A 23,737-nucleotide genomic window follows, 5' to 3' on the forward strand; every position below is an offset into this window, starting at 1 on the left:
CTCAAAATGACTCCGTAGGCCACCCATGTCGCGGTGCGGGATGGCCGCGTGATGGGCGTTGGTGTGTTGCCAAAGTTGGCGGCTTGGGGCGGCTACACACCTGACGAGAGGTGCAAAGACAAGGCGCTGATGCCCGCTGCCGGGCAACCATGGCCACCGCACCCGGCAGCCGACCACCGGCCACTTCGCGGCGCAGCGCGTCCATCAGGCGCTGGGTGCGTTCGGGGCACAGGCCCACATCGGTGGGTTGTGCGTGGGCAAGGCTTTGTACGCAGTCATCGGAGCTCCAGTAGAAGGGTGTTTTGTACACCAGCCTTGTGCGATGGGGTATCACCTGCGGCGCAGCGGTCGCTTTGGCTTGTCGCCCATGTGTCAAAGGCCATAACCCTCGCGCTGTGCAAGCGTTGCTAGACTGAATCCATGCGCATTTCAGAACTCTCTGCCAAGACCCAGGTGTCGGTGCACCGCTTGAGGCGGTACGAGGCCGATGGACTCATTGAAAGTCAGAGGTTGCCCAATGGATACCGTGATTACGAAGAGAGAACCGTGAGGCACGTCATCTTCATCGCCATGTCTCGGGAGATGGGTTTTTCGCTGCCTTTCATTGCCGAGTATTTGCCGCGCTTTAAAGCGGGCAAGTTGTCAGCGCAAGACATGATCGAGGCGATCCTGGCGCGTGTGGCCGAGATTGACCAGCTGATCAGCGAGCAAAAAGCACTTCGCCAAAAACTGATGGACCACATCGGGTGGTTCAAAACCCAAGCCAGGAGAAAACCATGAGCCCATTGGAGATGCTGAAAAAAATCAACGCCATGGCCGAGTTCAACCGCTGGTGCGGGATTGAGGTGACAGTGGCCGAACCCGGATTTGTGGAAATCCAGATGCCCTGGCGTGCAGAGGTGGGTCAGTACTCGGGTTATTTGCATGCAGGCCTGATCGGCACACTCATCGACACCGCCTGCGGTTTTGCGGCCGGTACCGTGGCAGGGCCGAATTTGTTGGCTGCCAACTTTTCCGTCAACTGTTTGCGCCCCGCCGTGGGGCAAAAGTTCATCGCTCGGGCTCGGGTGGTCAAACCGGGCAAAGCGCAGATCTTCACAAGCTGTGATTTGTTTGCGGTGGATGCAGGAGGCGAGAAGTTGGTGGCGAATGGTCAGACTTTGCTGACGGTGATCGCCGCGTAAGCCATGCATCTCGGTGAATGTTCCTCAAACTGCAGGCGCTGAAAAGCGCTCGCGCAAATAGGCCATGATCTCGGTCGAGTCCTGCAGCCAACGTGTTTGGCCATTGGCTTCGGTGATCTTCAGGCAGGGCACCTTGGTCGCGCCACTGGCTTGCAACAATGCGTCGCGGTTGGCGGCGTGGTGCTGCGCGTCGCGCTTTTCTATGGGCAGCGACAGACGGCGCATTTCCTGGCGCACCTTGATGCAAAACGGGCAGGTACTGAACTGGTACAGCGCCAGGCTTTGGCATTGTTGGTCGACTGCGTCTTGTGCGGCGGCTGCGCGTTGCACGCCAGCCGGTTGGGTCAGGCGCTCTTTGAGGAGCATCACGGGGCCCAGCACAACGCGCAGGGTTCTGAAGAAAGTACGGATCACGGTTTTCATAGAGACCTCAAAAGAATTCAAAAGTGAGTGGATAACAAACTGGGGAGGCGCATCGCTGTTACAGCAAACGTGCCAAATAGTGGCCTGTGAAGCTGGCCTTGTTTTTGGCCAATTGCTCGGGGGTGCCTTCGCCCAGCACCGTGCCACCGCCCGCGCCGCCTTCGGGGCCCATGTCAATCAACCAGTCGGCGGTTTTGATGACGTCGAGGTTGTGTTCGATGATGACGATGGTGTTGCCCGCGTCGCGCAGCTGGTGCAGCACCTTGAGCAACAAATCGATGTCGGCAAAGTGCAGGCCGGTGGTGGGTTCGTCCAAGATGTACAGCGTGCGGCCCGTGTCGCGCTTGGACAGTTCCAGCGCTAGCTTGACGCGTTGGGCCTCGCCGCCTGAGAGCGTGGTCGCGCTTTGGCCCAAACGGATGTAGGTCAGGCCCACGTCGAGCAGGGTTTGCAGTTTTCGCGCGATGTTGGGCACGGCGCTGAAGAACTGGTGCGCGGCTTCCACTGTCATGTTCAAAATCTGCGCGATGTTCTGGCCCTTGTATTGCACCTCGAGCGTTTCGCGGTTGTAGCGCATGCCGTGGCATACGTCGCAGGGTACGTACACATCGGGCAAGAAGTGCATCTCCACTTTCACCATACCGTCGCCCTGGCAGGCTTCGCAGCGGCCCCCGGTTACGTTGAAGCTGAAACGCCCCGGGCCGTAGCCGCGCTCGCGTGCAGCAGGCACTTCGGCCATCAACTCGCGGATGTGGGTGAACAGGCCCGTGTAGGTGGCAGGGTTGCTGCGTGGCGTGCGGCCAATGGGCGACTGGTCCACGTTGATGACCTTGTCGAAGTGCTCCAGGCCGTTGATCTCTTCGTGCGCAGCGGCTTCGTCGTGGGCGCGGTGGATCTGGTGGGCGGCTGCGGTGTAAAGCGTGTCGTTGACCAAAGTGGATTTGCCCGAACCGGACACACCCGTCACGCAGGTAAGCAAACCAACAGGAAATTTCACGTTTACATTTTTCAGGTTGTTGCCTGAAGCGCCTACGATTTCGATGAAATCCTTGCCCGCCTTGTGACGTTTCGGGATCTCGATTTTTTTGCGACCCGACATGTATTGGCCTGTGACCGAATCGGGTGCGGCGAGGATGTCGGCGCAAGTGCCTTGCGCCATCACACGCCCGCCGTGCACGCCCGCGCCAGGTCCCATGTCGATCACATGGTCGGCCACGCGGATCATGTCTTCGTCGTGCTCGACCACCAGCACGCTGTTGCCGATGTCGCGCAGGTGTTGCAGGGTGCCGATCAGGCGGTCGTTGTCGCGCTGGTGCAATCCGATGCTGGGCTCGTCGAGCACATACATCACGCCTGTGAGGCCCGAGCCGATCTGGCTGGCCAGGCGGATGCGTTGGGATTCGCCGCCCGAGAGGGTGTCGGCATTGCGGTCCAGGCTCAAATAATTCAGGCCCACGTCGTTCAAAAACTTGAGCCGTAACGCGATCTCGCGCACCACCTTGTCGGCGATCTCGGCCTTGGCCCCGTGCATTTTCAGGCCCTGAAAATACTGCTGCGACTCACCAAGGGTGATGTGGCTGATCTCGTAAATGGCACGGGCTTGTGCGCCTTCGCCAATGCGCACATGGCGCGCCTCGCGTCGCAAGCGTGTGCCTTGGCAGCTGGTGCAAGGCTGCATGTTGCGGTAGCGCGCCAGGTCTTCGCGCACCACGGCCGAGTCGGTCTCGCGGTAGCGCCGCGTCATGTTGGGGATGATCCCCTCAAACGGGTGCTTCTTGCTGACCTTTTTGCCCTGCGAGGCTCCGGACTCCATGGTGTAGCTGAACTTGATTTCCTCCAGTCCTGAGCCGTGCAACAACACCTGCTGATGAATGGGCGAGAGTTTCTCGAACGGTGCTTCGATGTCGAACTGGTAATGCTTGGCCAGGCTTTCGAGCATGCTGAAGTAAAACCCGTTGCGCCGGTCCCAGCCCTTGATGGCACCACTGGCCAGGCTGAGCGAAGGGAAGGCCACCACCCGATCCGGGTCAAAAAACGCCATGCTGCCAATGCCGTCGCAAGTCGGGCACGCGCCCATGGGCGAGTTGAACGAGAACAGCCGCGGCTCCAGCTCGCTGATGGAATAGGTGCACACCGGGCATGAAAACTTGGCGTTGAACAGGTGTTCTTTACCGGTGTCCATCTCCAAGGCAACAGCGCGGTGTTCGGCCAAATGCAGCGCAGCTTCAAAGCTCTCGGCCAGGCGCTGGCGCAGGGCGTCGCGTGCCTTGGCATCCTCTTCAGACCTGACCTTGATGCGGTCCACCACCACGTCGATGTTGTGCTTCTCGGTCTTCTTGAGCGTGGGCAGGTCTTCCACTTCCACCGTCTGGCCATTGATGCGAAAGCGCACATAGCCCAGAGCCTGCATCTGCTCAAAGACTTTTTCAAACTCGCCTTTTTTCTCTCGCGCAATCGGCGCGAGGATCATGAGTTTGGTGTCTTCGGGCAGGGCCAGCACGGCGTCCACCATCTGGCTCACGGTCTGCGCTTGCAAAGGTAAATTGTGGTCTGGGCAATAGGGTGTGCCGGCGCGGGCATACAACAAGCGCAGGTAGTCGTGAATCTCGGTCACCGTGCCCACGGTGGAGCGGGGGTTGTGGCTGGTAGCTTTTTGCTCGATGGAAATCGCAGGCGACAAGCCCTCGATCAGGTCCACATCGGGCTTGTCCATCAGCTGCAAAAACTGCCGGGCATAGGCCGAGAGGCTTTCCACATAGCGGCGCTGGCCTTCGGCGTACAGCGTGTCAAAGGCCAAGCTCGACTTGCCCGAGCCTGATAAGCCAGTGATCACCACCAGCTGGTTGCGCGGGATGTCCAGGTCGATGTTTTTGAGGTTGTGGGTGCGCGCCCCGCGCACGCTGATGTGGGTTTGCCGCAGCGCTGAGGCCATATACCGCGAGGGTTCGGGTTCGTCAGGCAAGAGAGGGGAGTCAGCAAGTTTCACGGTGGCGGTCAGATCGGCAAAACCTTTGATTATCCCCGCTGGGGCATTGACAGGCGCTGGGTGCTGACAATCAAGGACAATCGCACGCTTCATTCCCCCTGTTTTGGGCTTTGTGTGGCCGACCTTTCGCAGACATCTTCTGACTTGAACATGACGCCCACTGAGCGGCGCGCCAGTGCTTCGCTGGGGGGCATTTTTGCTTTGCGCATGTTGGGGCTGTTCCTGGTTTTGCCGGTGTTCGCTCTGGAAGCACGCCGATACCCTGGGGGCGAAGACCCCCTTTTGCTGGGGTTGGCCATGGGCATTTACGGGCTGACGCAAGGCCTGTTGCAGTTGCCGTTTGGCATGGCTTCGGACCGTTTCGGGCGCAAGCGGGTGATCGTACTGGGCCTGATCGTTTTTGCCTTGGGCAGTTTTTGGGCGGCTGCAGCCACCGATCTGACGCACCTGCTGTTGGGGCGCAGTTTGCAAGGGGCAGGGGCCGTGTCGGCGGCGGTGACCGCCATGCTGGCCGATTTGACGCGGGATGAGGTTCGCACCCGGGCCATGGCTTGGTTGGGCAGCAGCATCGCGCTGATGTTTGCCCTGTCTTTGGTGGTGGCGCCTGTGCTGACGGTCTGGATTGGCTTTTCTGGGCTGTTCTGGTTGACCGGGGCGCTGGCGCTGCTGGGCGTGGGGGTGGTGATTTGGTGGGCACCATCGGCACCGCCCGCGCTGCTGTCGGCGCCGGGACAAGAGCGTGGACGGCTGGCCGATGTGCTGGCCCATGCCGACTTGATGCGCTTGAATATTGGGGTGTTTGTGTTGCACGCGGTGCAATTGGCCATGTGGGTGGCGGTGCCGTCCTTGTTGTTGCAGTCGGGCTTGAACAAATCGCTGCATTGGCAGTTGTATTTGCCAGTGGTGGTGCTGTCCTTGTTGTTTTTAGGCGTGGTGTTTGCCATGGAACGCCGAGGGCACTTAAAAAAAATGTTTCTGCTCTCCATTGGCCTGATCGTTGTGGTGCAGCTGGGTTTGCTGGTGCAATCGCTGGGCACGCCCAGCCTCGGCGGTCTGGCCGTCTTGTTGCTGGTGTTTTTCTGCGGCTTCAATGCGCTGGAGGCGGCCCTGCCCAGCCTGGCCTCGCTGATCGCACCCCGGGCCATGCGTGGTGCGGCCCTGGGGGTTTACAACACCTTGCAGTCTTTGGGCTTTTTTGTGGGCGGTCTGGTGGGCGGCTGGGTGGTCAAATCCTGGGGTAGCCCGGCGCTGTTTTTGAGCTGTGGCGTGGCCATGCTGCTGTGGTTGCTGCTGGCTTTGCCCATGCAGAACCCAGTTCGGGGTGTGCCTTTGGTGCAGACCTGATGCGTCAGTGTGGGGTGGGGCATGTGGCCAACTTTCGGGCCTTGGCCCGGGGGCGATTGGCCGCCTGAGATTGGCCGCATAATTGGGCATCATCGAGGAGTTTTCATGGCATCCGTTAACAAAGTCATCATCGTCGGCAACCTGGGTGCCGATCCCGAAACCCGTTATTTACCCTCGGGCGATGCGGTCACCAGCATCCGCGTGGCCACCACCGACCGCTACAAAGACAAGCAAACAGGTGAAATGAAAGAGGCCACCGAGTGGCACAGCATCAGCTTTTTTGCCAAGTTGGCTGAGATCGCAGGCCAGTACCTGCGCAAGGGCAGCCAAGTGTACGTTGAGGGTAGCCTGCGTACCCGCAAATACACCGACAAAAACGGTGTGGAAAAGTACGCCACCGACATCCGCGCCGACAGCATGCAGATGCTGGGCAGCCGCCAGGGCATGGGCGGTCCGTCCGAAGATGGTGGTGGTGCTGGTTATGCGCCTCGCCAGGCCCCTGCGCGTCCAGCGGCTGCGCCCGCACAGCGCCCAGCTTCTGCAGCCAAGCCAGCGGCCAGTAATTTCGACGACATGGACGACGACATTCCGTTCTGACATCCTGCCGCTTTGCCTTTTGCGAATCTCTACTAAAACCCGTGTCTCACCCCACGGGTTTTTTTAACGACCCAATTCCCTCATGACCGAACGACCTTCCGCTTTTTCGTCGCAGCATCTGTGTTTTGCCTGGGTTACTTGGCTGTTGGTCAAGCTGCGAGTTCTGATACGGGTGCAACTTTTGCTACTCAAAGGGCATGTCAGCCAGGGGCTGCGCAAGGATCTGGGGTCAGGCTAAAGTCCAATCGTCAATCTCTTTTTCAAAGATACCCATGGACTTGCAACTCAAAAACAAAACCGCCTTGGTCACCGGAGCCAGCGTGGGCATCGGGCGCGGCATTGCCAAAGCCCTCGCGGCTGAAGGCGTGCGTGTGGCCGTGTCGGCGCGCCGCGTCGACAAGCTCCATGAGCTGGCCGCCGAGATTGTGGCGGCAGGTGGCCATGCGCCCGTGGTCATCGAGTCAGACCTTTACGCCGAAGACGCTGCCAAGCGCTTGACCGATGCGGCCCTGGCCGGTTTGGGCAGCGTGGACATTTTGGTGAACAACGCCGGTGGCTCGCGCAGCTTCAAAGAACTGCATGTGAGCGAAGAAGCTTGGCAAGAAGCCATCACCTTGAACTTTCACCGCCCACGCCAAGTAGCCGATGCGCTGATCGACCAGATGATTGCGCGCAACTGGGGCCGCATCATCAACATCACCGGCAAGAGCGAGCCCGAGCACACCAACGGCGCGTTTTGCGCCAAGGCCGGCATGCACAGCTGGGCCAAAGGTTTGTCGCGCATGGTGGGCAAACACGGCGTCACCGTGAACTGTGTGCCACCAGGGCGCATCCACTCTGAGCAGATTTTCCGCAACTACACCCCCGAGTACCGCCAGTGGCAGTGCGACAACGAGATTCCAGTGGGCCGCTATGGCGAGCCGGAAGACATGGCGAATTTGGTCACCTTCTTGGCTTCGCCATTGGCCAGTTACATCACCGGTGCGGTGATTCCTGTCGACGGTGGTTTGCGCAAGTACCAGTTCTGATCCAGCTCGGGCAACGTGCCCTGAAAGTATCTATGACGGTGGATGTTTTGGTGATTGGCGGCGGCAACGCGGCCCTGTGTGCGGCCCTCATGGCCCGTGAAGCCGGTGCCAGCGTGATGTTGCTCGAATCGGCACCACGTGAGTGGCGCGGCGGCAATTCGGGCCATACCCGTAACTTGCGCTGCATGCACGATGCGCCGCAAGACGTGTTGGTCGACGCCTACCCGGAAGAAGAGTTTTGGCAAGACTTGCTCAAAGTCACCGGCGGCTTGACCGACGAGCATTTGGCCCGTTTGGCGATCCGCCACTCGGCCACATGCAGACCCTGGATGGTCAAGCACGGCGTGCGCTTTCAGCCGTCTTTGTCCGGGGCTTTGCACACGGCCCGCACCAACGCGTTTTTCATGGGCGGGGGCAAGGCCTTGGTGAATGCCTTTTACCGCAGCGCCGAAAAGCTGGGCGTGCAGATCCACTACAACGCCGAGGTGGATACCGTTGAATTGGACGAGGGCCGCTTTGTGGCCGCATCGGTCATGCACAAGCAGGCCGATGGCAGCGTTCGACGCGAACGCATTACCGCCCGCACCTGTGTGTTGGCTGCAGGAGGCTTTGAGTCCAACCGCGAGTGGCTGCGCGAGGCCTGGGGGCAAAACGAGCGCGGTGAATACCCGGCCGATCAGTTTTTGATTCGGGGCACGCGTTACAACCAAGGGGTCTTGCTCAAACACATGTTGGCGCAGGGCGCTGACCGCATTGGCGACCCGACGCAGGCGCACATGGTGGCCATCGATGCGCGCGCGCCTTTGTACGACGGCGGTATTTGCACCCGCATCGATTGTGTGTCCCTGGGCGTGGTGGTCAACCGCGAGGCGCGGCGTTTTTACGACGAGGGCGAAGATTTTTGGCCCAAGCGCTACGCCATTTGGGGTCGTTTGGTGGCCCAGCAGCCGGGGCAGGTGGCGTATTCCATCATCGACGCCAAGGCGGTGGGCCGTTTCATGCCGCCGGTGTTTGAAGGCACCAAGGCCGACAGCCTGCCCGAGTTGGCGCGAAAGCTGGGTCTCGATGAAGCGACTTTCATGCAAACCCTGACCGATTACAACGCCGCTTGCCGCGAAGGCAAGTTTGACCACACGGCGCTGGACGACTGCCACACCGAAGGGGTCACACCCGCCAAAACCCACTGGGCCAGGCCGCTGGACATTGCGCCTTATTACGCCTATGCCGTCAGACCCGGCGTGACTTTCACCTATTTGGGATTGAAAACCGATGAGACCACCGCTGTGCGATTCAACAACCAGCCCAGCCCCAACTTGTTTGTGGCGGGTGAAATGATGGCGGGCAATGTGCTGGGCAAGGGCTATACCGCCGGGGTGGGCATGACGATAGGCACGGCCTTTGGCCGCATCGCGGGTGAGCAGGCGGCCAAAGCCGTCATGGCCCAGAAAGAAGGGGCTTCTCATGCAAACGCTTGAAGCACTGACCCAAGATGCCCGTGCCCTGGCGCGTGGCGAGATGACCGCGCCCGAAGCCGAAGTGGCCCGCCAAATGCAAATTTGCAATGGCTGCCGGTATTGCGAAGGCTTTTGTGCGGTGTTCCCGGCCATGACGCGCCGCCTGGAGTTTGGCAAGGCCGACATCCATTACATGGCCAACCTGTGCCACAACTGCGGGGCGTGTTTGCACGCTTGCCAGTACGCGCCACCCCACGACTTTGCCATCAATGTGCCCAAGGCCATGGCCCAAGTGCGTGGCCAGACCTACGCCGACTACGCCTGGCCCCCGGCCCTGGGGGCTTTGTACAAGCGTAATGGTTTGACCTTGTCGGTGGCCTTGGCGTTCGGATTGGCCTTGTTTTTGGCCCTGGCTATGTTGCGTCAAGGCACGTTGTGGTCAACCCCGTTGGCGGGTGGTTTCTATGCGGTATTCCCCCATAACCTGATGTTGAGCCTGTTTGCGCCCATCTTTTTGTTTGCCTTGCTGGCGCTGGCGATGGGGGTGATGCGTTTTTGGCGCGAGGTGACGCCCGCCACCAGCGGTGCGGGTTTGACATCCCCCGCTGCCGCCGAGGCGGCAAACGCTGCGCTGCAATTGAAGTACCTGGATGGTGGACACGGCGAAGGCTGCCACAACGAAGACGATGCGTGGACGCATGCCCGCAAGCGCTACCACCACCTGACGTTTTACGGCTTCATGCTGTGCTTTGCCGCCACCAGTGTGGCCACGCTTTACCACTATGTGTTGGGCTGGCCAGCGCCTTACGACCTGACGACTTTGCCCAAGTTGCTGGGCGTGATTGGTGGGGTGAGCCTGACGGTGGGGACAGCCGGTTTGTGGCGCTTGAACCTGCGCCGCCACCCAGACCACGGCGACGCAGCGCAAAAGCCCATGGACCGGGGTTTCATTGCCCTGTTGTTTCTGGTCAGCGTGACCGGCTTGTTGCTGTGGTTGTTGGGCCAAACGGCGGCCATGCCTTTGATGTTGGCGGTGCACCTGGGGGCGGTGATGGCCTTGTTCCTGACTTTGCCATACGGAAAATTCGCACACGGCATTTTTCGCACGGCCGCTTTGCTGCGCTTTGCCGTCGAAAAGCGGCAGCCCAGTCGGCTGAGTCTGGGCAGCGATTGAATCAAAAGGGTAAACCCTCATTCATGGCGGGGTGATTTTCGGCACAGAATGGGGCTTGCCTTCTTTAAGATGGCTTTTTCCTTTTTTGATGGTTTTGCCAGGAGTCATTCATGCGTTTTCCGGTAATCAAAAGTTTGTTGACGGTTTCCACTTTGGTGGCTTTGGCCTGTGCTCCCGCCTTGGCGCAGGACAAGGTCAAAATCGGTTTTGTCAGTACCCTTTCAGGCCCTTCGGCTGCGTTGGGCGTGGACATTCGCGATGCCTTCATGTTGGCCGTCAAACTCAACGGTGGCAAGCTTGGCGGGTTGAACGCTGATGTGTCGATCTCGGACGACCAGTTCAAACCCGACGTGGGCAAGCAGTTGTTCGAGCGCTATGTCAAACGCGACAAGGTCGACTTTTTGACCGGCGTGGTGTTTTCCAACATCATGCTCGCGGGTTTGCCTGAGGCCGTGAACGCCAAAACGATTTACCTCAGCCCCAATGCGGCACCCTCGCCGATTGCAGGCGCGCAGTGCACGCCCTATTTCTTTGCCGTGTCTTGGCCCAACGATGCGTACCACGAGGCTGCAGGCCAATACGCCACCAACCTCAAAGTGAAGTCGGCTTATTTGCTGGCCCCCAACTACCAAGCGGGCAAGGATTCGTTGGCCGGCTTCAAGCGCTTTTATAAAGGCAATATATCGGGCGAGGTCTACACCAAGCTTGGCGAGCTGGATTATTCGGCCGAATTGGCGGCCATCCGCGCGGCCAAGCCCGAAGTGGTCTACACCTTCTTGCCCGGTGGCATGGGCATCAACTTCATCAAGCAGTTCATGGCCGCTGGCCTGAACAAAGACACCCGCCTGATTCAGCCCGGCTTTGGCGCTGACCAAGACGTCATCCGTGCGGTGGGCAACGACATGTTGGGCGTGTTTGACACCGCGCATTGGGGCCTGGACTTGCCCAACGAAGCCAACAAGAAATTTGTGGCCGAGTTCGAAAAAGAATACAAGCGATTGCCCACCATCTACGCAGCCCAGGGCTACGACACGGCTTTGCTGATCGATGCCGCTGTGCGTGCGGCCAACGGCAAGATCGACGACAAAGAGGCCTTGATCAAGACCCTTAAGACGGTCAAGTTCAATTCGGTGCGGGGCGATTTCCGGTTCAACACCAACCAGTACCCGATCCAGAACTATTACCTTCGCGAGATCGTTAAGGATGGTCAGGGCCGTCTGGTCAACCGTATCGTGGGCCAACCTTTGCTGGCCAACCATGGTGACGCCTACGTCAAAGACTGCCCCATGAAGTAAGGACGCTCGCGTCTTCTCATGACTGGAATTTTGCTGTTGGAGCAGGCCCTAAATGGCCTGCAGTTCGGTTTGATGTTGTTCTTGCTGGCCTCCGGGCTCACGCTGGTCTTCGGCATCATGGACATGATCAACCTGGCCCATGGCGCCCTCTACATGGTGGGGGCGTTCCTGACGGCCTGGTTGGTTCAGTTGACCCAGTCGTTTTGGCTGGGTGTGGTGTTGGCGGTCATGCTCACTGCCGTGGTGGGCATGCTGCTGGAAGCCACTTTGCTGCGAACGCTGTATGCCCGCGACCATTTGTCCCAGGTGTTGGCCACCTTTGCCTTGATCCTGATCATCAACGAATCCGTGCGCATGATCTGGGGCTCCGATCTGCCTTTGTCCATGCCCAAAGCCTTGTCCGGCCCGGTGGAGTTGTTGCCTGGCTTGCGCTACCCGAGCTACCGGTTGGTGATCATTGCCGTGGGCCTGGTCATCGCGCTCTTGCTGTACCTGATGGTCACTCGAACCCGCATGGGGGCCTGGGTCAGGGCGGGCGCTTCGAACCGAGAGATGGCCATGGCCATGGGCATCAACATCCGGCGTTTGTTCACCGGGGTATTTGGCATTGGCGCCGCCCTGTGTGCGGTGGCGGGGGCCATGCTCGGGCCGCTGTTGGCGGTGCAGGTGGGCATGGGTGAGAACATCCTGATCCTGGCTTTTGTGGTCATTGTGATCGGCGGCATCGGCTCGGTCTGGGGGGCTTTTGTTGGGGCCATTTTGGTGGGCTTTGTCGACACCTTGGGGCGGACATTGCTGCCCATGTTGTTTCGTGAACTTTTCTCGCCCCAGTTCGCCAGCGCTGCGGGGCCTGCGGTGGCCTCGATTGCGGTGTACCTGCTGATGGCCGTTGTGCTGTTTGTCCGTCCTCAGGGACTTTTTTCCGGTCGTTGAGGCACGGGTGCAATGAACCACAAAACACCGTTCTGGGTCTGGGGCCTGGTGCTGGCGGGGGCGATCGCTTTGCCCTTGTTTCTGCATGCCCGAGGTATGGATTTTTACGTCAGCATGCTCAGCCGCATGATGATTTACGGCATCGCTGCTTGCAGTCTCAACCTGATACTCGGTTACGGGGGCCTCGTGTCCTTCGGGCATGCGGCCTTTTTGGGGGTCGGGGCTTACACGGTGGGCATTTTGATCACCGAGGGCGTCACCAATGGCTGGGTGGGTTTTGCCATCGCCATGGGTTTGTCGGCTTTGGTGGCCGCCATCATCGGTGCGATTTCGCTGCGCACACGGGGTGTCTATTTCATCATGATCACCTTGGCCTTTGCCCAGATGATTTATTACCTGGTCAACTCCATCAAAGCCTATGGAGGTGACGAAGGTTTGAACATCAAGCAGCGCTCTGACTTCGGTCTGGGTCTGGACCTGAAAAATGATGTGACTTTTTACTTCGTGGTCCTGTTTGTGCTGGTGCTGAGCTTGGTGCTGATTTCTCGCATCATGGCCTCGCGCTTTGGCCGTGTGATTTTGGCGATACGCGATGACGATGTGCGTGTCGATGCCATCGGGTTTGCGTCTTACCGCTACAAATGGGTGCTGTTTGTCATTGCCGGTACCCTGGGGGGTCTGGCAGGTGCCTTGATGGTCAACCATCAGAACTATGTCAGCCCGAACCTGATGCATTGGACCCAATCGGGCATCCTGATGGTCATGGTCATTCTGGGCGGCGTGGGCACGCTCACGGGCGGTTTGTGGGGTGCACTGGTGCTGCTGATTCTGGAGGATGTGCTGGCCGAATACACCTTGCATTGGCAGTTTTATGTGGGTTGGTTCCTGCTTGCCGTGGTCTTGCTGGCCCCCAAAGGACTGGCGGGCTTGATCCGCCGCAAGTCGACCCGCAAAGGGGGGCATGCATGAACGCCGGGGCCTTGCTTCAGGTGAACGACCTGGTCAAAAATTTTGGTGCCTTGCGGGCCACTGACCACGTCACGCTGGATGTGCAGCCTGGAGAAATCCACGCCTTGATTGGCCCGAACGGGGCGGGCAAGACCAGCTTGGTGGCGCAGTTGTCTGGTCACTTGCCAAGCGACAGTGGACAGATTTTTTTCGAAGGCCAGGATGTCACTGCCATGCCCACGCACGCCCGTGTGCGCAGCGGCCTGGCCCGCTCGTTTCAGATCACGCGCTTGTTCAAATCTTTCACCGTGCTGGACAACGTGGCGCTGTCGGTGCAAGCGCGCAGCGGCAACAGTTTTTCTTTCTGGCGTCCGGTGCAGTCAGAAAAGACCTTGACGGCGCAGGCCATGGCCGTGTTGCACGAGTTGGGTTTGCAGGACCGTGCGCAGGATCCGGCCAGTGAACTCTCGCACGGCGAGCAGCGCATTTTGGAGCTGGGCCTGGCCGTGGCCACCCAGCCCAAACTCTTGTTGCTGGACGAGCCCATGGCGGGTGCCGGGCCGGTGGAGTCCGAGCGCATTCTCCAGCTGATTCAAAAGCTCCGCGCCAAGGTGGCCATCTTGTTGATCGAGCACGACATGGACGCGGTGTTTCGCTTGGCCGACCGCATCTCGGTGATGGTCAACGGCGCTTTGATCGCCACCGGCTCACCCCAGGCCATTCGGCTCAACCCGCAAGTGGTTGCCGCTTACCTGGGCGAGGAGCACGCATGAGTTTGCTGCAAGTTCGCGATGTGCAAGCCGCTTATGGCGAAAGCCAGGTCTTGTTTGGCTTGGGCCTGAGCCTGCAGCCGGGCGATGTCATGGGCCTGCTGGGCCGCAACGGCATGGGCAAGACCACCTTGATCCGCAGCATTCTAGGACTCAAGTCGGTCAAGGCGGGTCAGGTGATTTTTGATGGTCAGGACATTACCAACGTGGCGGCCGATCGGGTGGCGCGGATGGGTTTGGCGGTGGTCCCCGAAGGTCGGCAAGTCTTTCCCAACTTGTCGGTAGACGAGCACCTGACGGCGTTTGCCAGTAACCGCCATCAAAGCCGCACGCCTTGGTCGCCTGCGCGGGTTTATGAGCTGTTTCCGCGCCTGGCCGAGCGCCGTGCCAACATGGGCTCGCAGTTGTCGGGTGGTGAGCAGCAAATGCTGGCCATCGGCCGGGCCCTGGTCACCAACCCCCGCCTGATGATTCTGGACGAGGCCACCGAAGGTCTGGCCCCACTGATCCGGGAAGAGATCTGGCGCTGTCTGCGTTTGCTGCGCGAAGAGGGCCAGACCTTGATCGTGGTCGATAAATACGTCAACCGCTTGGTGGAGATTGCCGACCACCATGTGATCCTGGAGCGCGGCCAGGTGGCTTGGGCGGGTAACTCCCAAGCGCTCAAGGACCAGCGCGAGTTGTGGACGCGCTACTTGGGTGTTTGATGGATGCGGGGTGGGCGTTTGAGGCTCAAAAGTTTTTGGCCACCGACTTCACCGCAGTCAGCAACCGTTGGCTGGCCGGACTCATGGAGCCCTTGCGTCTGCGGGTGATGCCCACCTGCCGGGCCCATTGGTTGCCCGAGGCTTGAAGCGCTTGGAGCTGGCCTGCACGGACTTCCCAGTAAATCAATTCGGCCGGAATGAAGGTGAGGGCGTCGCTTTGCATCACCATGGATTTCATCAGCACGGTGGAGGTGGTTTCGACTTGGGCGGTCGGAGGCTCCAGGCCTTGCGCCACAAAATAATCGTCAAACGCCAGTCGCTCAAGTTCACGCTTTCGTGGCAAGACCCAGGGGTATGGGGTGAGCATGTCGGGGGTGACCCTTTTGTATTGCGCCAGCGGGTGTCCGGTTCGTGCGACCACGGTGGCTGTTTCGGTCAACAGGCGTTCGTGGGACAGGTCCGGGTCGGTCGTGCGGGTGGGCACCGAGGACAAGGCGAAATCCACTTCGCCTTGCTTGACCCAAGGCATCAGGGCCTCGTTGAGTCCGTAGAGCACCGTCACCTGGATTTCGGGCTGGTCTTTGGCCAGAGCCTGCAGCGCCAGAGGCAATAAACGGGTGGCCTCGGTGGGGCCGCACCCCATCAGCACATGGCCTCTTTGCGCGCCGCGCATGGCCTGGATTTCGCCCACCGCATTGCGCATTTCCGCTTCCATCACCTGGCCGTGTTGCATCAGGGCCTGGCCAAAAGGGGTGACGCTGACCCCGAAACGTCCGCGCTCGAGCAGTCGCACGCCCAGGGTTTTTTCCAGCGACTTGATGCTTTTGGACAAGGCCGGTTGGGAAATGTCCAGCGATGCGGCGGCTTCGGTCATGTTGCCCAAGCGTGCTGCGGCCAGAAAGAGTTGAACTTTTCGATAATCCATAACCTATGGTAATGGAAAAAGCATGGCAGGTTGTAGGTCAAGCGCTTGTCCTTTGTTAACTTGAGGCCTGACATCCACCCCGAAGCCTGCCAAGGAGTTTTCATGCAACCGATCGATTTGGCGAACCTGGTTCAACCGGACCGTGTTCATAAGAGTGTCTACACAGATCAAGCGCTGTTTGATCTGGAGATGGAACACATTTTTGAAAAAGCCTGGGTCTACTGCGGCCACGAATCCCAGGTCAAGGAGGTGGGGGATTACTTCACCATGCAGATTGGCCGTCAACCCATGGTCATGGTGCGAGATGTGGACCGCAGCGTGCGTGTGCTCTACAACCGCTGCCCGCACCGGGGTGTGGAGTTGTGCGGCAATCAAAGCGGCAACACCGGCAAGGGTTTTGTGTGCTCGTACCACGCCTGGAGCTTTCACCTCAATGGCAAAGTCAAGGCCATCCCCTTGGTCAAGGGCTATGACGGCACACGCATGCACACAGACAACGCCGATTGCAGCATGGTGCCTGCTGCGCGGGTCGACAGTTACCGTGGCTTTGTGTTTGCCAGCCTGGGCAAGGAAGGCCCGAGTCTGATCGACTTTTTGGGCGAGGCAAAAATAGCGTTTGACGACATGTGCGACCGTTCGCCCGTGGGCGAGGTGGAAGCGGTGCCGGTGTGCCACCGGGTGGTGCAGCATTCCAATTGGAAGTTCTTCATGGAGAACCAGCTCGATGCCTTGCACCCTTCGGTCACGCACCAGTCCACCGGTGTCTCGGCCCGCCGTGTGGAGCAGCGCCTGAAGCGGGACAATGGCTCAGCCCCCTTGTTTTTCCATTACCTGTCGACCTTTGCCTCCAGCTTTGACCAGTGGGATTCGGTGCAGACGGTCAACTTCAAATATGGCCACGGCATTTTGAAGGCCTACATGGGCTTGCGCCCCACCGATCCGGACACGGTCGAATACGAGGCCTTGATCAAGAAAGCCTATGGCGAAGAAAAGGGTGAAGAGTATCTGGCGCGCAGCATCCACCATGTGTTGATCTATCCCTATTTGTCGGTGCAGTCGCCTTTACAGCAACTGCGTTGCTTGCGCCCGATGGCGCCCAACAAGACGCTTTCCGAGATCTGGCATTTCCGCCTCAAAGGTGTGCCCGAGGCGATTTACGAGCGATCGCTGTGGTATTTCAACCTGGTCAATTCGCCCGCCACCATGATCAACGCAGACGATCTGGAAAATTGGACCAAGGGCCAGTTGGGGCTCGAGTCCAAAGGCGGCGAATGGGTGAGCTTTCACCGGAACTACGGGGGCGACACCGAAAAAGACGGCGTGCTTTATTCGAACAACGGCACCAGCGAAGTGGTGATGCGCAACCAGTTCATCGCCTGGGAGTCCTACATCCGCGCTGCCATTCAACCCACGGCCAAGGCCTGAACAGGAGACATGATTCATGCAACCCAAAGAAGTCAAAGAGGCCCTGGGCACGGGTGTGGTGATCGAGGCCATCCAGTCCATGTCGGGCGCCGAATCCATCGCGCCCGACCACATGGGGCGCGGGCGCATGCCCAGCCAAGGCTACATTCCCAAAGCCACCGCGGTCGATGCAGGTTTGCGTCGGCAGGTCGAAGAATTGTTGTTCCACCAGGCTGCCTTGCTCGACAACAAGGCTTGGGGTGAGTGGGCCGAATTGTTCAGTGAGGACGGGGTGTACTGGATGCCCTCGACCCCGCTGCAAACCGACTGGCGCCGTGAGGCTTCCATCTTTGCTGAAGACCGTTTGCTGATGGAGGTGCGCATGGGCCGATTGCTGCACCCCAATGCCTGGTCGCAAGCGGCGCAGTGGGGTACCAATCACCTGGTCGGAAACATCGTGATCGAGGCGGCCACGCACACCACCATGGAGGTGTATTCGCGCTTTCAGATGATGGAAATGCGCCGTGACCAAGTGCGTCACTTCGGCGGCAGTTACCGCCACACGCTGGTCAAACAGGGTGAAGACTGGAAGATCAAGTTGCAGCGCGTGGACATGACCAATGGCCAAGCCGCTTATGACTATGTGATTCAGGCTTGGGTGTAAGCAAGCGGACTGGGACACACAGCCGTGGAGACCTGCACCTGACTCAAGTTCGGACGGTTTCCCGGCTGGCAATGACGCCGCCGCCCAGGCACACCTCGCCGTCGTACAGCACGGCGCTTTGGCCGGGCGTGACGGCCCACTGGTCTTGTGCAAAGTCCAGCTCAAAGCCCAGTTCAGAACCTGGTTCAGAGTTCACTTGACCTTCTGTCATGGGCAGGGGGAGGTAGCTGCAAGGTGCATCGGCTTGCCGGTAGCGCGTCTTGGCCGCATAGGTCCCGGGCGCAGGGGCCTGGCCTGCGCACCAACTCACATCGGTGGCATGCAGTTGCGGTGACAACAACCACGGGTGGTCGTGGCCTTGCACCACCCACAAGGTGTTGTTGGGGATGTCCTTGCGGGCGACAAACCAGGGTGTGTGCTCGCCCGCGCCGCGCAAGCCGCGCGCCTGCAGGGCCTTCATGTCGTCACCTTTGGCCTTGATACCACCAATGCCCAAACCTTGACGTTGGCCCAGGGTGTAAAAACTCAGACCCACATGTCTGCCAATGGTGCGGCCTGTGGGATCCTTGATCGGGCCCGGCTCCTTGCTGATGTATCGATTCAAGAACTCGCGGAAGGGTCGCTCGCCAATGAAGCAGATGCCCGTGGAGTCTTTCTTTTTGGCATTGGGCAAACCGATCTCTTCGGCAATGCGGCGCACTTCAGTCTTGTGCAACTCGCCCACCGGAAACAGGGTTTTGGACAGCTGCGCCTGGTTCAGCCGGTGCAGGAAATAGCTTTGGTCTTTGCTGGGGTCCAAGCCCTTGAGTAGCTCAAAAAGACCGCTGACCATGTTATGTCGCACACGGGCATAGTGGCCAGTGGCGATTTTTTCGGCCCCCAGCCGCATGGCGTGGTCCAAAAATGATTTGAACTTGATCTCGGCATTGCACAGGATGTCCGGGTTGGGCGTGCGCCCGGCTTGGTATTCACGCACAAACTCCGAAAAAACCCGGTCCTTGTAGTCGGCCGCAAAATTGACGTGTTCGATCTCGATGCCCAGCACATCGGCTACAGCAGCGGCATCCACAAAGTCGACGTTCGAAGAGCAGTATTCACTGTCATCGTCGTCTTCCCAGTTTTTCATGAAGATGCCGATCACCTCGTGGCCCTGCTGTTTGAGCAGGTGGGCCGTGACGGCAGAATCGACGCCGCCGGACAAGCCAACGACCACGCGTGAAAAGTGTGACATGACCGAATTATCCAGCGCTCAGTGCCAGGGTCAGCGGTTGGCGAAAATTTATAATGCCCGATTAGCTCAAATTCATGACCTTGCATTGCACATGGTGCTTTCCCATTCGAACTTTCTTGCGCGACACCGCGCGAGGCCTGTTCATCGTGACCCACAGTGGCCTGGCCATGGTGGGCCTGAGCGCGGCGGCCTTGGTGGTAGCGTTGTGGTGGCAGCCTGATTGGTTGAACCAAGCTGAAGGGACGCTTTTTGATTGGTTGCGTGAGCGCCAGGTGCTGCTGTCTTGGTTGCCCGAAAACACCGCCGAGCGCGCCACCGCGGTTGACTTGAAGGATTTGCCCAAGTCCCAGGCGGCCGTGGCTGAGTGGTTGGGACGCAAATACAAAGTGGCCCCGGAGCCTTTGGCCGCGCTGGTGGCTGAGTCGCATGTGCTGTCCAAAAAGACCAAGCTGCCACCCCATCTGATCTTGGCAGTGATGGCCATCGAGTCCAACTTTCATCCTTACGTGCAAAGCCAAGCGGGTGCGCAAGGCTTGATGCAGGTCATGACAGGCATCCATGCCCAGCGCTACGAAGCCTATGGCGGCAAATTGGCCGCTTTTGACCCGATCAGCAATTTGCGAGTGGGTGCTGAGGTGCTGGCCGACTTCATCAAGTTACGCGGCGGATCGATCGAGGAAGGGCTTAAGTTTTACTTGGGTGGCTATGAGTTGTCGGAAGATGGCGGTTATGTGGCCAAGGTCCTGGCGGAGCAGTCCCTGCTCGATCAGGTGGCTGCAGGCGTGAACGTGCCTACCCAGTGAGAGGTCCTGCATGAGTTTTGTCTCGCCCGAGTTCGCGCTGCTTTGCCTGTTGTTTTTCCCGACTTACTGGTCTTTAGCCAATCACCCGCGTGCGCAGCGGTGCTTTCTCATCGCCTCCTCCTACGCCTTGTACGCGACCTGGGTGCCTCTTTTCGCTGTGGTGTTGGCGGTCTACAGCACCGTCATTTGGGCCTTGGGGCGCTGGATGCAGCGGGCTGCATCTGCTCGGCTACCTGTTGCGTTGGGCCTTTGGTTGGCGGGGTCTTTTCTTTTTTCCCTCAAGTACTATGAATTTGTCCGGGAGACCTTTCAGGCGATCTTGCAGCACACGGGCTTTGTGTCCTTGTTGCCCGTGCTCAATTGGGTGGCACCTGTAGGGGTGTCGTTTTTTACCTTTCAGGCGGTGAGCTACCTGGTGATGGTCGGTCGCGCACCGAATTTAGCTCGTTCTTGGCCGGATGTTCTGTTGTTCCTGAGTTTTTGGCCTACGTTGTTCGCCGGGCCCATCTGGCGTGCCGAACAATTTTTCGCCCAGACCGATAGACAACGCCCTGCCCGGCGCGTGGGCAGTCCAAGGCAGGGCTGGTTGGCCCTGTACCTGATCGCATTGGGTTTGGTGCAAAAGGTGGTGTTGGCGTCCTGGTTGTCAGCCCAAGTGGTGGACCCGGTTTACAAGTTCCCTGACCAGTACGCCAGTGTGTCGCTGGCAGCGGCCATGCTGGGCTACAGCATGCAGATTTTTCTCGATTTTGCAGGCTACACACTGATCGTGACCGGACTGGCCTTGTTGCTGGGTTACCGTTTGCCGGTCAATTTTCGCCAACCCTATTTGGCGCGCAATCTGTCTGATTTCTGGACACGCTGGCACGTGTCTTTGTCCAGCTTCATCCGCGATTACATTTACATCCCCTTGGGGGGCAACCGCTTAGGTTGGGGCCGAACGCAGCTCAATGTGTTGTCAGGCATGTTGGTCAGCGGTTTGTGGCACGGTGCCAATTGGACTTTTGTGGTTTGGGGTTTGTTGCACGGGCTCGGTGTGGTGGTGCAAAACATGGCCAAACGCTGGGGCATGCCGGTTTGGCCGCGCTGGGCCGCGCAAATCTTGACCTTTGTTTTTGTCAGTGTGGCATGGGTATTTTTCCGGGCAGATTCTTTGCCGCAGGCGATCCAAATGCTGCAAGGACTGTGGCACAGTCCGGCTGGTTTTTGGTTGTCTGAGCAATTGCCTTGGTGGGGTTTGTTGGGTATTTCTGGTTTGGTTTTTGGGCTGAGTCCTTGGGCGTTGACCTTGCAGCGCCTGAGCGTGGCGTGTCTGGCACGTCTGGGTTCTTGGGGGGCTGCCGTGTTGCTGGCACTGCTGCTGTTTGCGGTGCTTTATGGGGCGCCTGAGGGGGTGCCCAATTTTATTTACTATCGGTTTTGATATGCGTCATCGTTTGTCTTCACTTCAACTGAGCTGGCTCTTGCCTGGCATAGCCTTGCTGGTGTGCTTGAGTTGGTTGACTTCCCTCGAAAAGTACTTGGGTGTTCGCTACCACTTCAGCCTGGAGGCTGCCTTGCCGCCTGCGGTAGCCCAAGTCTTGTTCGCCCCTTCGCGTTGGCTGGATGAACGCGTTCGCGCCGGAGGGGCCAGGCCCTTGTTTCGTTTGAATTGGCCTTCTTCGGGGGGGGTGCAAGAGGACCCGGCCCCGATCAACCGTACGCCCGAACCCCCGCAACTCCAGAGTTTGCCTGAGCCCCTGCCGTCTGGACAGTTTCTGGCCACCTTGGCGCAGCAAAAATTGGCTCCGGGTCCCCAGCGGATTTTGCTGGCGGGCGACTCGATGATGCAAGGCGTTGGGCCCTTGTTCATGCGTGAAATCACCCGCTTGCACCCCGATTGGCAAGTGCATGATTTGAGCCGTCAAAGCACAGGCCTGACGGTGCGGCGTTATTTTGACTGGCCCGCGCGCATGATGGACGAAATGGATGCCAAGAGTCTGACGCTGATCGTCGTCTTTTTGGGTCCCAATGATCCGTGGGACATGCTGGTCGATGGGCAACGCCATTTGTTCCCATCACCGGGTTGGGCTTTGAACTACGCTTTACGCGTCGATGAGGTGTTGGCTGCTGCCGTGCAGCGCCAAGTGCGTGTGATTTGGGTGGGTCTGCCGGCCATGCAGGATGGCCGTCTCAGGGAAGGTGCGGTTTTGCAAAATCACATCTTCCATGCCCGGGCCGCCCAATGGCGGACCGATTATTTGGCCACGGAGCCTCTGATCGGTCTCTTGTCGGAACCCTTTCAAAAATCCAAACGCAAAGAAGACGGGCAACGTGTGAATTTGCGCGCCAATGACGGCATTCACCTCACGCCCTCGGGTTTGCGCTTGATCAACCAGGCATTGCTGGACCACATCGAGCAGGGCCGCCAGCCGTGAATCACGTTGCACTTGCGCAAGCGGCACTCTGTCTGGTGTTGGCCTGGGGTAGCACGCTGGGGCATGCCCAAAGCGGCCTGGCAGCCATGACCCGTTTGCAGGTGCAGGCACAGTCGAATGCGCCTGATTTGCAGTGCGGTTTGCCGCCTCGTGCGCCAAGACCAGAGCGTCCGGCTGATCCCGACCCGGTGGAGTGGCCCGATCAAGCCGAGGTGGACAAGCAGGTGCCTGCTTTCAGGGAGTCAGCATCGAGCACGCCCGATGCAGTGCCGGCCGATGTGCCGGGTGCTTCGCCTTTGTGGTCGCACGCAAATCCTTCGGTTTTACGCATGGGCATTTGGGGCGACAGCCACCTCGCCGCCGGGTTTTTCACGCAGGAGTTGCAACGTTTATCGGGGCTTTCACCCGAGCTGGTACGCGCGCGTTTTGTGCCGGCCAGTTGGGGTCGGCCGGGCGTGCGCCTGCCTTTGCGTAAAACTTGCGTGAGCCCTGATTGGCAATTTGAACCCGCTCATGCCCAAAGCGCCGGGGCTGCGCAGCCCGGTCCCGGTCTCGTCAACATGAGCAGCCTTCAGGACGGTGCCTGGCTAGCGCTGGACCTTCGCAATGCGGCCGGGCGCGCCGAACATGCCCAAATCCGCCTGCTTTACCAGCAGACCGAACGACCTGTTACTTTGGCGCTGCGGGTGGACGCGGGTCCGGAACAGTTCATCACTTTGCAAGGCGAAGAGGGTCCTGCTGTGCTGGAATTGTGGGCCCAAGAGGCCATGTCCACCCTGGCTTTGCGGGTGATGCAAGGCCCCATGCGCTTGCAGGGCTTGGAGTGGCCAGTGGCACCCCATGTGCGCTTGCACATGGATGTGTTTGGTTACCCTGGGGCCACAGCGGGGGGCTGGCGGCATGTGCGACCCGAGTCGTTGATGCCGTGGTGGCCTCAGCCGCCTTATGACTTGGTGGTGTTGGCTTTTGGCACCAACGAGGGCAATGTCCAGCCCTTCAGTGCCCAAGCCTATCGGCAGATGTTGCAGGCCTCGGTGTCCCAGTGGCGAGCGGTTTTCCCCCTGACGGCTTGTTTGCTGATCGCCCCCGGAGATCGCGGGATTTTATTGCGGCGTTCACAAAAGATCGGTAAGCCCTCACCCCGTAATGCCGATCGAACGGCTTCCGACTTGCTGCGTTTTACCCGTGTGCACCAAGAGATCGGGCGAATTCAAAAGCAGGTGGCACGCGCCCATGGTTGCCATGTCTGGAGCATGTTCGAGGCCATGGGTGGCGCAGGCAGTGCTTACCGATGGGCGCGGCACAACCCGCCCTTAATGGCGCGGGATCTGATCCACTTCACCGTGCCCGGCTACCAGCGCCTGGCGCAGTTGATGGCGAAAGACTTGGGCTGGGGCCCGGCCCTCTTTGGGGATGTGCCCGTGCCAGCGGTGAACCGTTGAATCTTGGC

Annotated in this window: 23 protein-coding genes; 18 read left to right on the top strand and 5 right to left on the bottom strand. The window is 59.4% G+C overall.

Annotated elements, in window-relative coordinates:
- Window position 1: 1 nt before the first annotated feature.
- Entirely contained in the window at window positions 2-310 is a 309-nt protein-coding gene (locus B9Z49_RS00940; RefSeq protein ID WP_146188433.1) for a hypothetical protein, read from the bottom strand.
- Window positions 311-420: 110 nt separating this feature from the next.
- On the opposite strand from B9Z49_RS00940, the gene B9Z49_RS00945 reads away from it, so the two are divergent.
- Together B9Z49_RS00945 and B9Z49_RS00950 are read left to right on the top strand one after the other, a co-directional pair.
- Entirely contained in the window at window positions 421-780 is a 360-nt protein-coding gene (locus tag B9Z49_RS00945) for a MerR family transcriptional regulator (RefSeq protein WP_108351559.1), read from the top strand.
- A complete protein-coding gene (locus B9Z49_RS00950; protein WP_108351560.1) occupies window positions 777-1,184 on the top strand; it encodes a PaaI family thioesterase in 408 nt (135 codons plus the stop codon). Before B9Z49_RS00945 ends, B9Z49_RS00950 begins: the two co-directional genes overlap by 4 nt.
- A 24-nt stretch (window positions 1,185-1,208) precedes the next feature.
- Here B9Z49_RS00950 and B9Z49_RS00955 read toward each other — a convergent pair whose 3' ends face one another.
- Both B9Z49_RS00955 and uvrA read right to left on the bottom strand, forming a co-directional pair.
- The gene (locus tag B9Z49_RS00955; protein WP_108351561.1) at window positions 1,209-1,607 is read right to left on the bottom strand and encodes a glutaredoxin; all 399 of its coding nucleotides are present in this window, start codon (window positions 1,605-1,607) and stop codon (window positions 1,209-1,211) included.
- Between the two features lie 58 nt (window positions 1,608-1,665).
- Window positions 1,666-4,539, bottom strand: coding sequence for an excinuclease ABC subunit UvrA (uvrA, locus tag B9Z49_RS00960; RefSeq protein WP_108351562.1), 2,874 nt, complete (start codon window positions 4,537-4,539; stop codon window positions 1,666-1,668).
- 204 nt (window positions 4,540-4,743) lie between these two features.
- Here uvrA and B9Z49_RS00965 point away from each other — a divergent pair, with 204 nt between their 5' ends.
- The 10 genes from B9Z49_RS00965 (at window position 4,744) to B9Z49_RS01010 (ending at window position 14,843) form a co-directional block, all read left to right on the top strand.
- On the top strand, window positions 4,744-5,937 hold the full coding sequence (locus B9Z49_RS00965) for an MFS transporter (RefSeq protein ID WP_108351563.1): 1,194 nt from the start codon (window positions 4,744-4,746) through the stop codon (window positions 5,935-5,937).
- Between the two features lie 105 nt (window positions 5,938-6,042).
- The gene (ssb, locus tag B9Z49_RS00970) at window positions 6,043-6,534 is read left to right on the top strand and encodes a single-stranded DNA-binding protein (RefSeq protein WP_108351564.1); all 492 of its coding nucleotides are present in this window, start codon (window positions 6,043-6,045) and stop codon (window positions 6,532-6,534) included.
- A gap of 272 nt (window positions 6,535-6,806) precedes the next feature.
- Entirely contained in the window at window positions 6,807-7,562 is a 756-nt protein-coding gene (locus tag B9Z49_RS00975) for an SDR family NAD(P)-dependent oxidoreductase (protein ID WP_108351565.1), read from the top strand.
- 32 nt (window positions 7,563-7,594) lie between these two features.
- Window positions 7,595-9,037 (top strand): FAD-dependent tricarballylate dehydrogenase TcuA, encoded by a 1,443-nt coding sequence (gene tcuA / locus B9Z49_RS00980; RefSeq protein WP_108351566.1) that lies wholly within the window; start codon window positions 7,595-7,597, stop codon window positions 9,035-9,037.
- Window positions 9,024-10,190 carry a tricarballylate utilization 4Fe-4S protein TcuB gene (tcuB, locus tag B9Z49_RS00985; RefSeq protein ID WP_108351567.1) on the top strand — a complete coding sequence of 389 codons (1,167 nt, stop codon included), beginning with the start codon at window positions 9,024-9,026 and terminating at the stop codon, window positions 10,188-10,190. The genes tcuA and tcuB overlap by 14 nt, the downstream gene beginning before the upstream one ends.
- Window positions 10,191-10,300: 110 nt before the next feature.
- Window positions 10,301-11,485 (top strand): ABC transporter substrate-binding protein, encoded by a 1,185-nt coding sequence (locus tag B9Z49_RS00990; protein ID WP_108351568.1) that lies wholly within the window; start codon window positions 10,301-10,303, stop codon window positions 11,483-11,485.
- An 18-nt stretch (window positions 11,486-11,503) separates the two neighbouring features.
- Entirely contained in the window at window positions 11,504-12,418 is a 915-nt protein-coding gene (locus tag B9Z49_RS00995; RefSeq protein WP_108351569.1) for a branched-chain amino acid ABC transporter permease, read from the top strand.
- A 12-nt stretch (window positions 12,419-12,430) separates the two neighbouring features.
- Window positions 12,431-13,387, top strand: coding sequence for a branched-chain amino acid ABC transporter permease (locus B9Z49_RS01000; RefSeq protein ID WP_108351570.1), 957 nt, complete (start codon window positions 12,431-12,433; stop codon window positions 13,385-13,387).
- Entirely contained in the window at window positions 13,384-14,139 is a 756-nt protein-coding gene (locus B9Z49_RS01005; RefSeq protein WP_108351571.1) for an ABC transporter ATP-binding protein, read from the top strand. The genes B9Z49_RS01000 and B9Z49_RS01005 overlap by 4 nt, the downstream gene beginning before the upstream one ends.
- 2 nt (window positions 14,140-14,141) lie before the next feature.
- On the top strand, window positions 14,142-14,843 hold the full coding sequence (locus B9Z49_RS01010; protein ID WP_108351702.1) for an ABC transporter ATP-binding protein: 702 nt from the start codon (window positions 14,142-14,144) through the stop codon (window positions 14,841-14,843).
- Between the two features lie 25 nt (window positions 14,844-14,868).
- Here the strand turns inward: B9Z49_RS01010 and B9Z49_RS01015 are convergent, their stop codons facing one another.
- Window positions 14,869-15,768 (bottom strand): LysR family transcriptional regulator, encoded by a 900-nt coding sequence (locus tag B9Z49_RS01015; RefSeq protein WP_108351572.1) that lies wholly within the window; start codon window positions 15,766-15,768, stop codon window positions 14,869-14,871.
- 102 nt (window positions 15,769-15,870) lie between these two features.
- Here B9Z49_RS01015 and B9Z49_RS01020 point away from each other — a divergent pair, with 102 nt between their 5' ends.
- Together B9Z49_RS01020 and B9Z49_RS01025 are read left to right on the top strand one after the other, a co-directional pair.
- A complete protein-coding gene (locus B9Z49_RS01020) occupies window positions 15,871-17,193 on the top strand; it encodes a Rieske 2Fe-2S domain-containing protein (protein WP_108351573.1) in 1,323 nt (440 codons plus the stop codon).
- Between the two features lie 16 nt (window positions 17,194-17,209).
- The gene (locus tag B9Z49_RS01025; RefSeq protein ID WP_108351574.1) at window positions 17,210-17,836 is read left to right on the top strand and encodes an aromatic-ring-hydroxylating dioxygenase subunit beta; all 627 of its coding nucleotides are present in this window, start codon (window positions 17,210-17,212) and stop codon (window positions 17,834-17,836) included.
- Window positions 17,837-17,879: 43 nt separating this feature from the next.
- On the opposite strand, the gene mnmA is transcribed toward B9Z49_RS01025, so the two are convergent.
- Complete coding sequence (gene mnmA, locus B9Z49_RS01030; protein ID WP_108351575.1) at window positions 17,880-19,067, bottom strand: tRNA 2-thiouridine(34) synthase MnmA; 1,188 nt, start codon at window positions 19,065-19,067, stop codon at window positions 17,880-17,882.
- Between the two features lie 74 nt (window positions 19,068-19,141).
- On the opposite strand from mnmA, the gene B9Z49_RS01035 reads away from it, so the two are divergent.
- Genes B9Z49_RS01035 through B9Z49_RS01050 form a run of 4 tightly spaced genes read left to right on the top strand, consistent with a single transcriptional unit; the run spans window position 19,142 to window position 23,729 of the window.
- Window positions 19,142-19,870 (top strand): lytic transglycosylase domain-containing protein, encoded by a 729-nt coding sequence (locus B9Z49_RS01035; RefSeq protein WP_108351576.1) that lies wholly within the window; start codon window positions 19,142-19,144, stop codon window positions 19,868-19,870.
- A gap of 10 nt (window positions 19,871-19,880) precedes the next feature.
- On the top strand, window positions 19,881-21,293 hold the full coding sequence (locus B9Z49_RS01040; protein ID WP_108351577.1) for an MBOAT family protein: 1,413 nt from the start codon (window positions 19,881-19,883) through the stop codon (window positions 21,291-21,293).
- 1 nt (window position 21,294) lies between these two features.
- Window positions 21,295-22,287 carry a DUF459 domain-containing protein gene (locus B9Z49_RS01045; RefSeq protein WP_158273394.1) on the top strand — a complete coding sequence of 331 codons (993 nt, stop codon included), beginning with the start codon at window positions 21,295-21,297 and terminating at the stop codon, window positions 22,285-22,287.
- Window positions 22,284-23,729: a GDSL-type esterase/lipase family protein gene (locus B9Z49_RS01050; RefSeq protein WP_146188434.1), complete on the top strand. Its 1,446-nt coding sequence runs from the start codon at window positions 22,284-22,286 to the stop codon at window positions 23,727-23,729. The genes B9Z49_RS01045 and B9Z49_RS01050 overlap by 4 nt, the downstream gene beginning before the upstream one ends.
- The last annotated feature ends 8 nt before the right edge of the window (window positions 23,730-23,737 follow it).

The sequence above is a fragment of the Limnohabitans sp. 2KL-51 genome (genome assembly GCF_003063645.1).
Taxonomy (GTDB): domain Bacteria; phylum Pseudomonadota; class Gammaproteobacteria; order Burkholderiales; family Burkholderiaceae_C; genus Limnohabitans_A.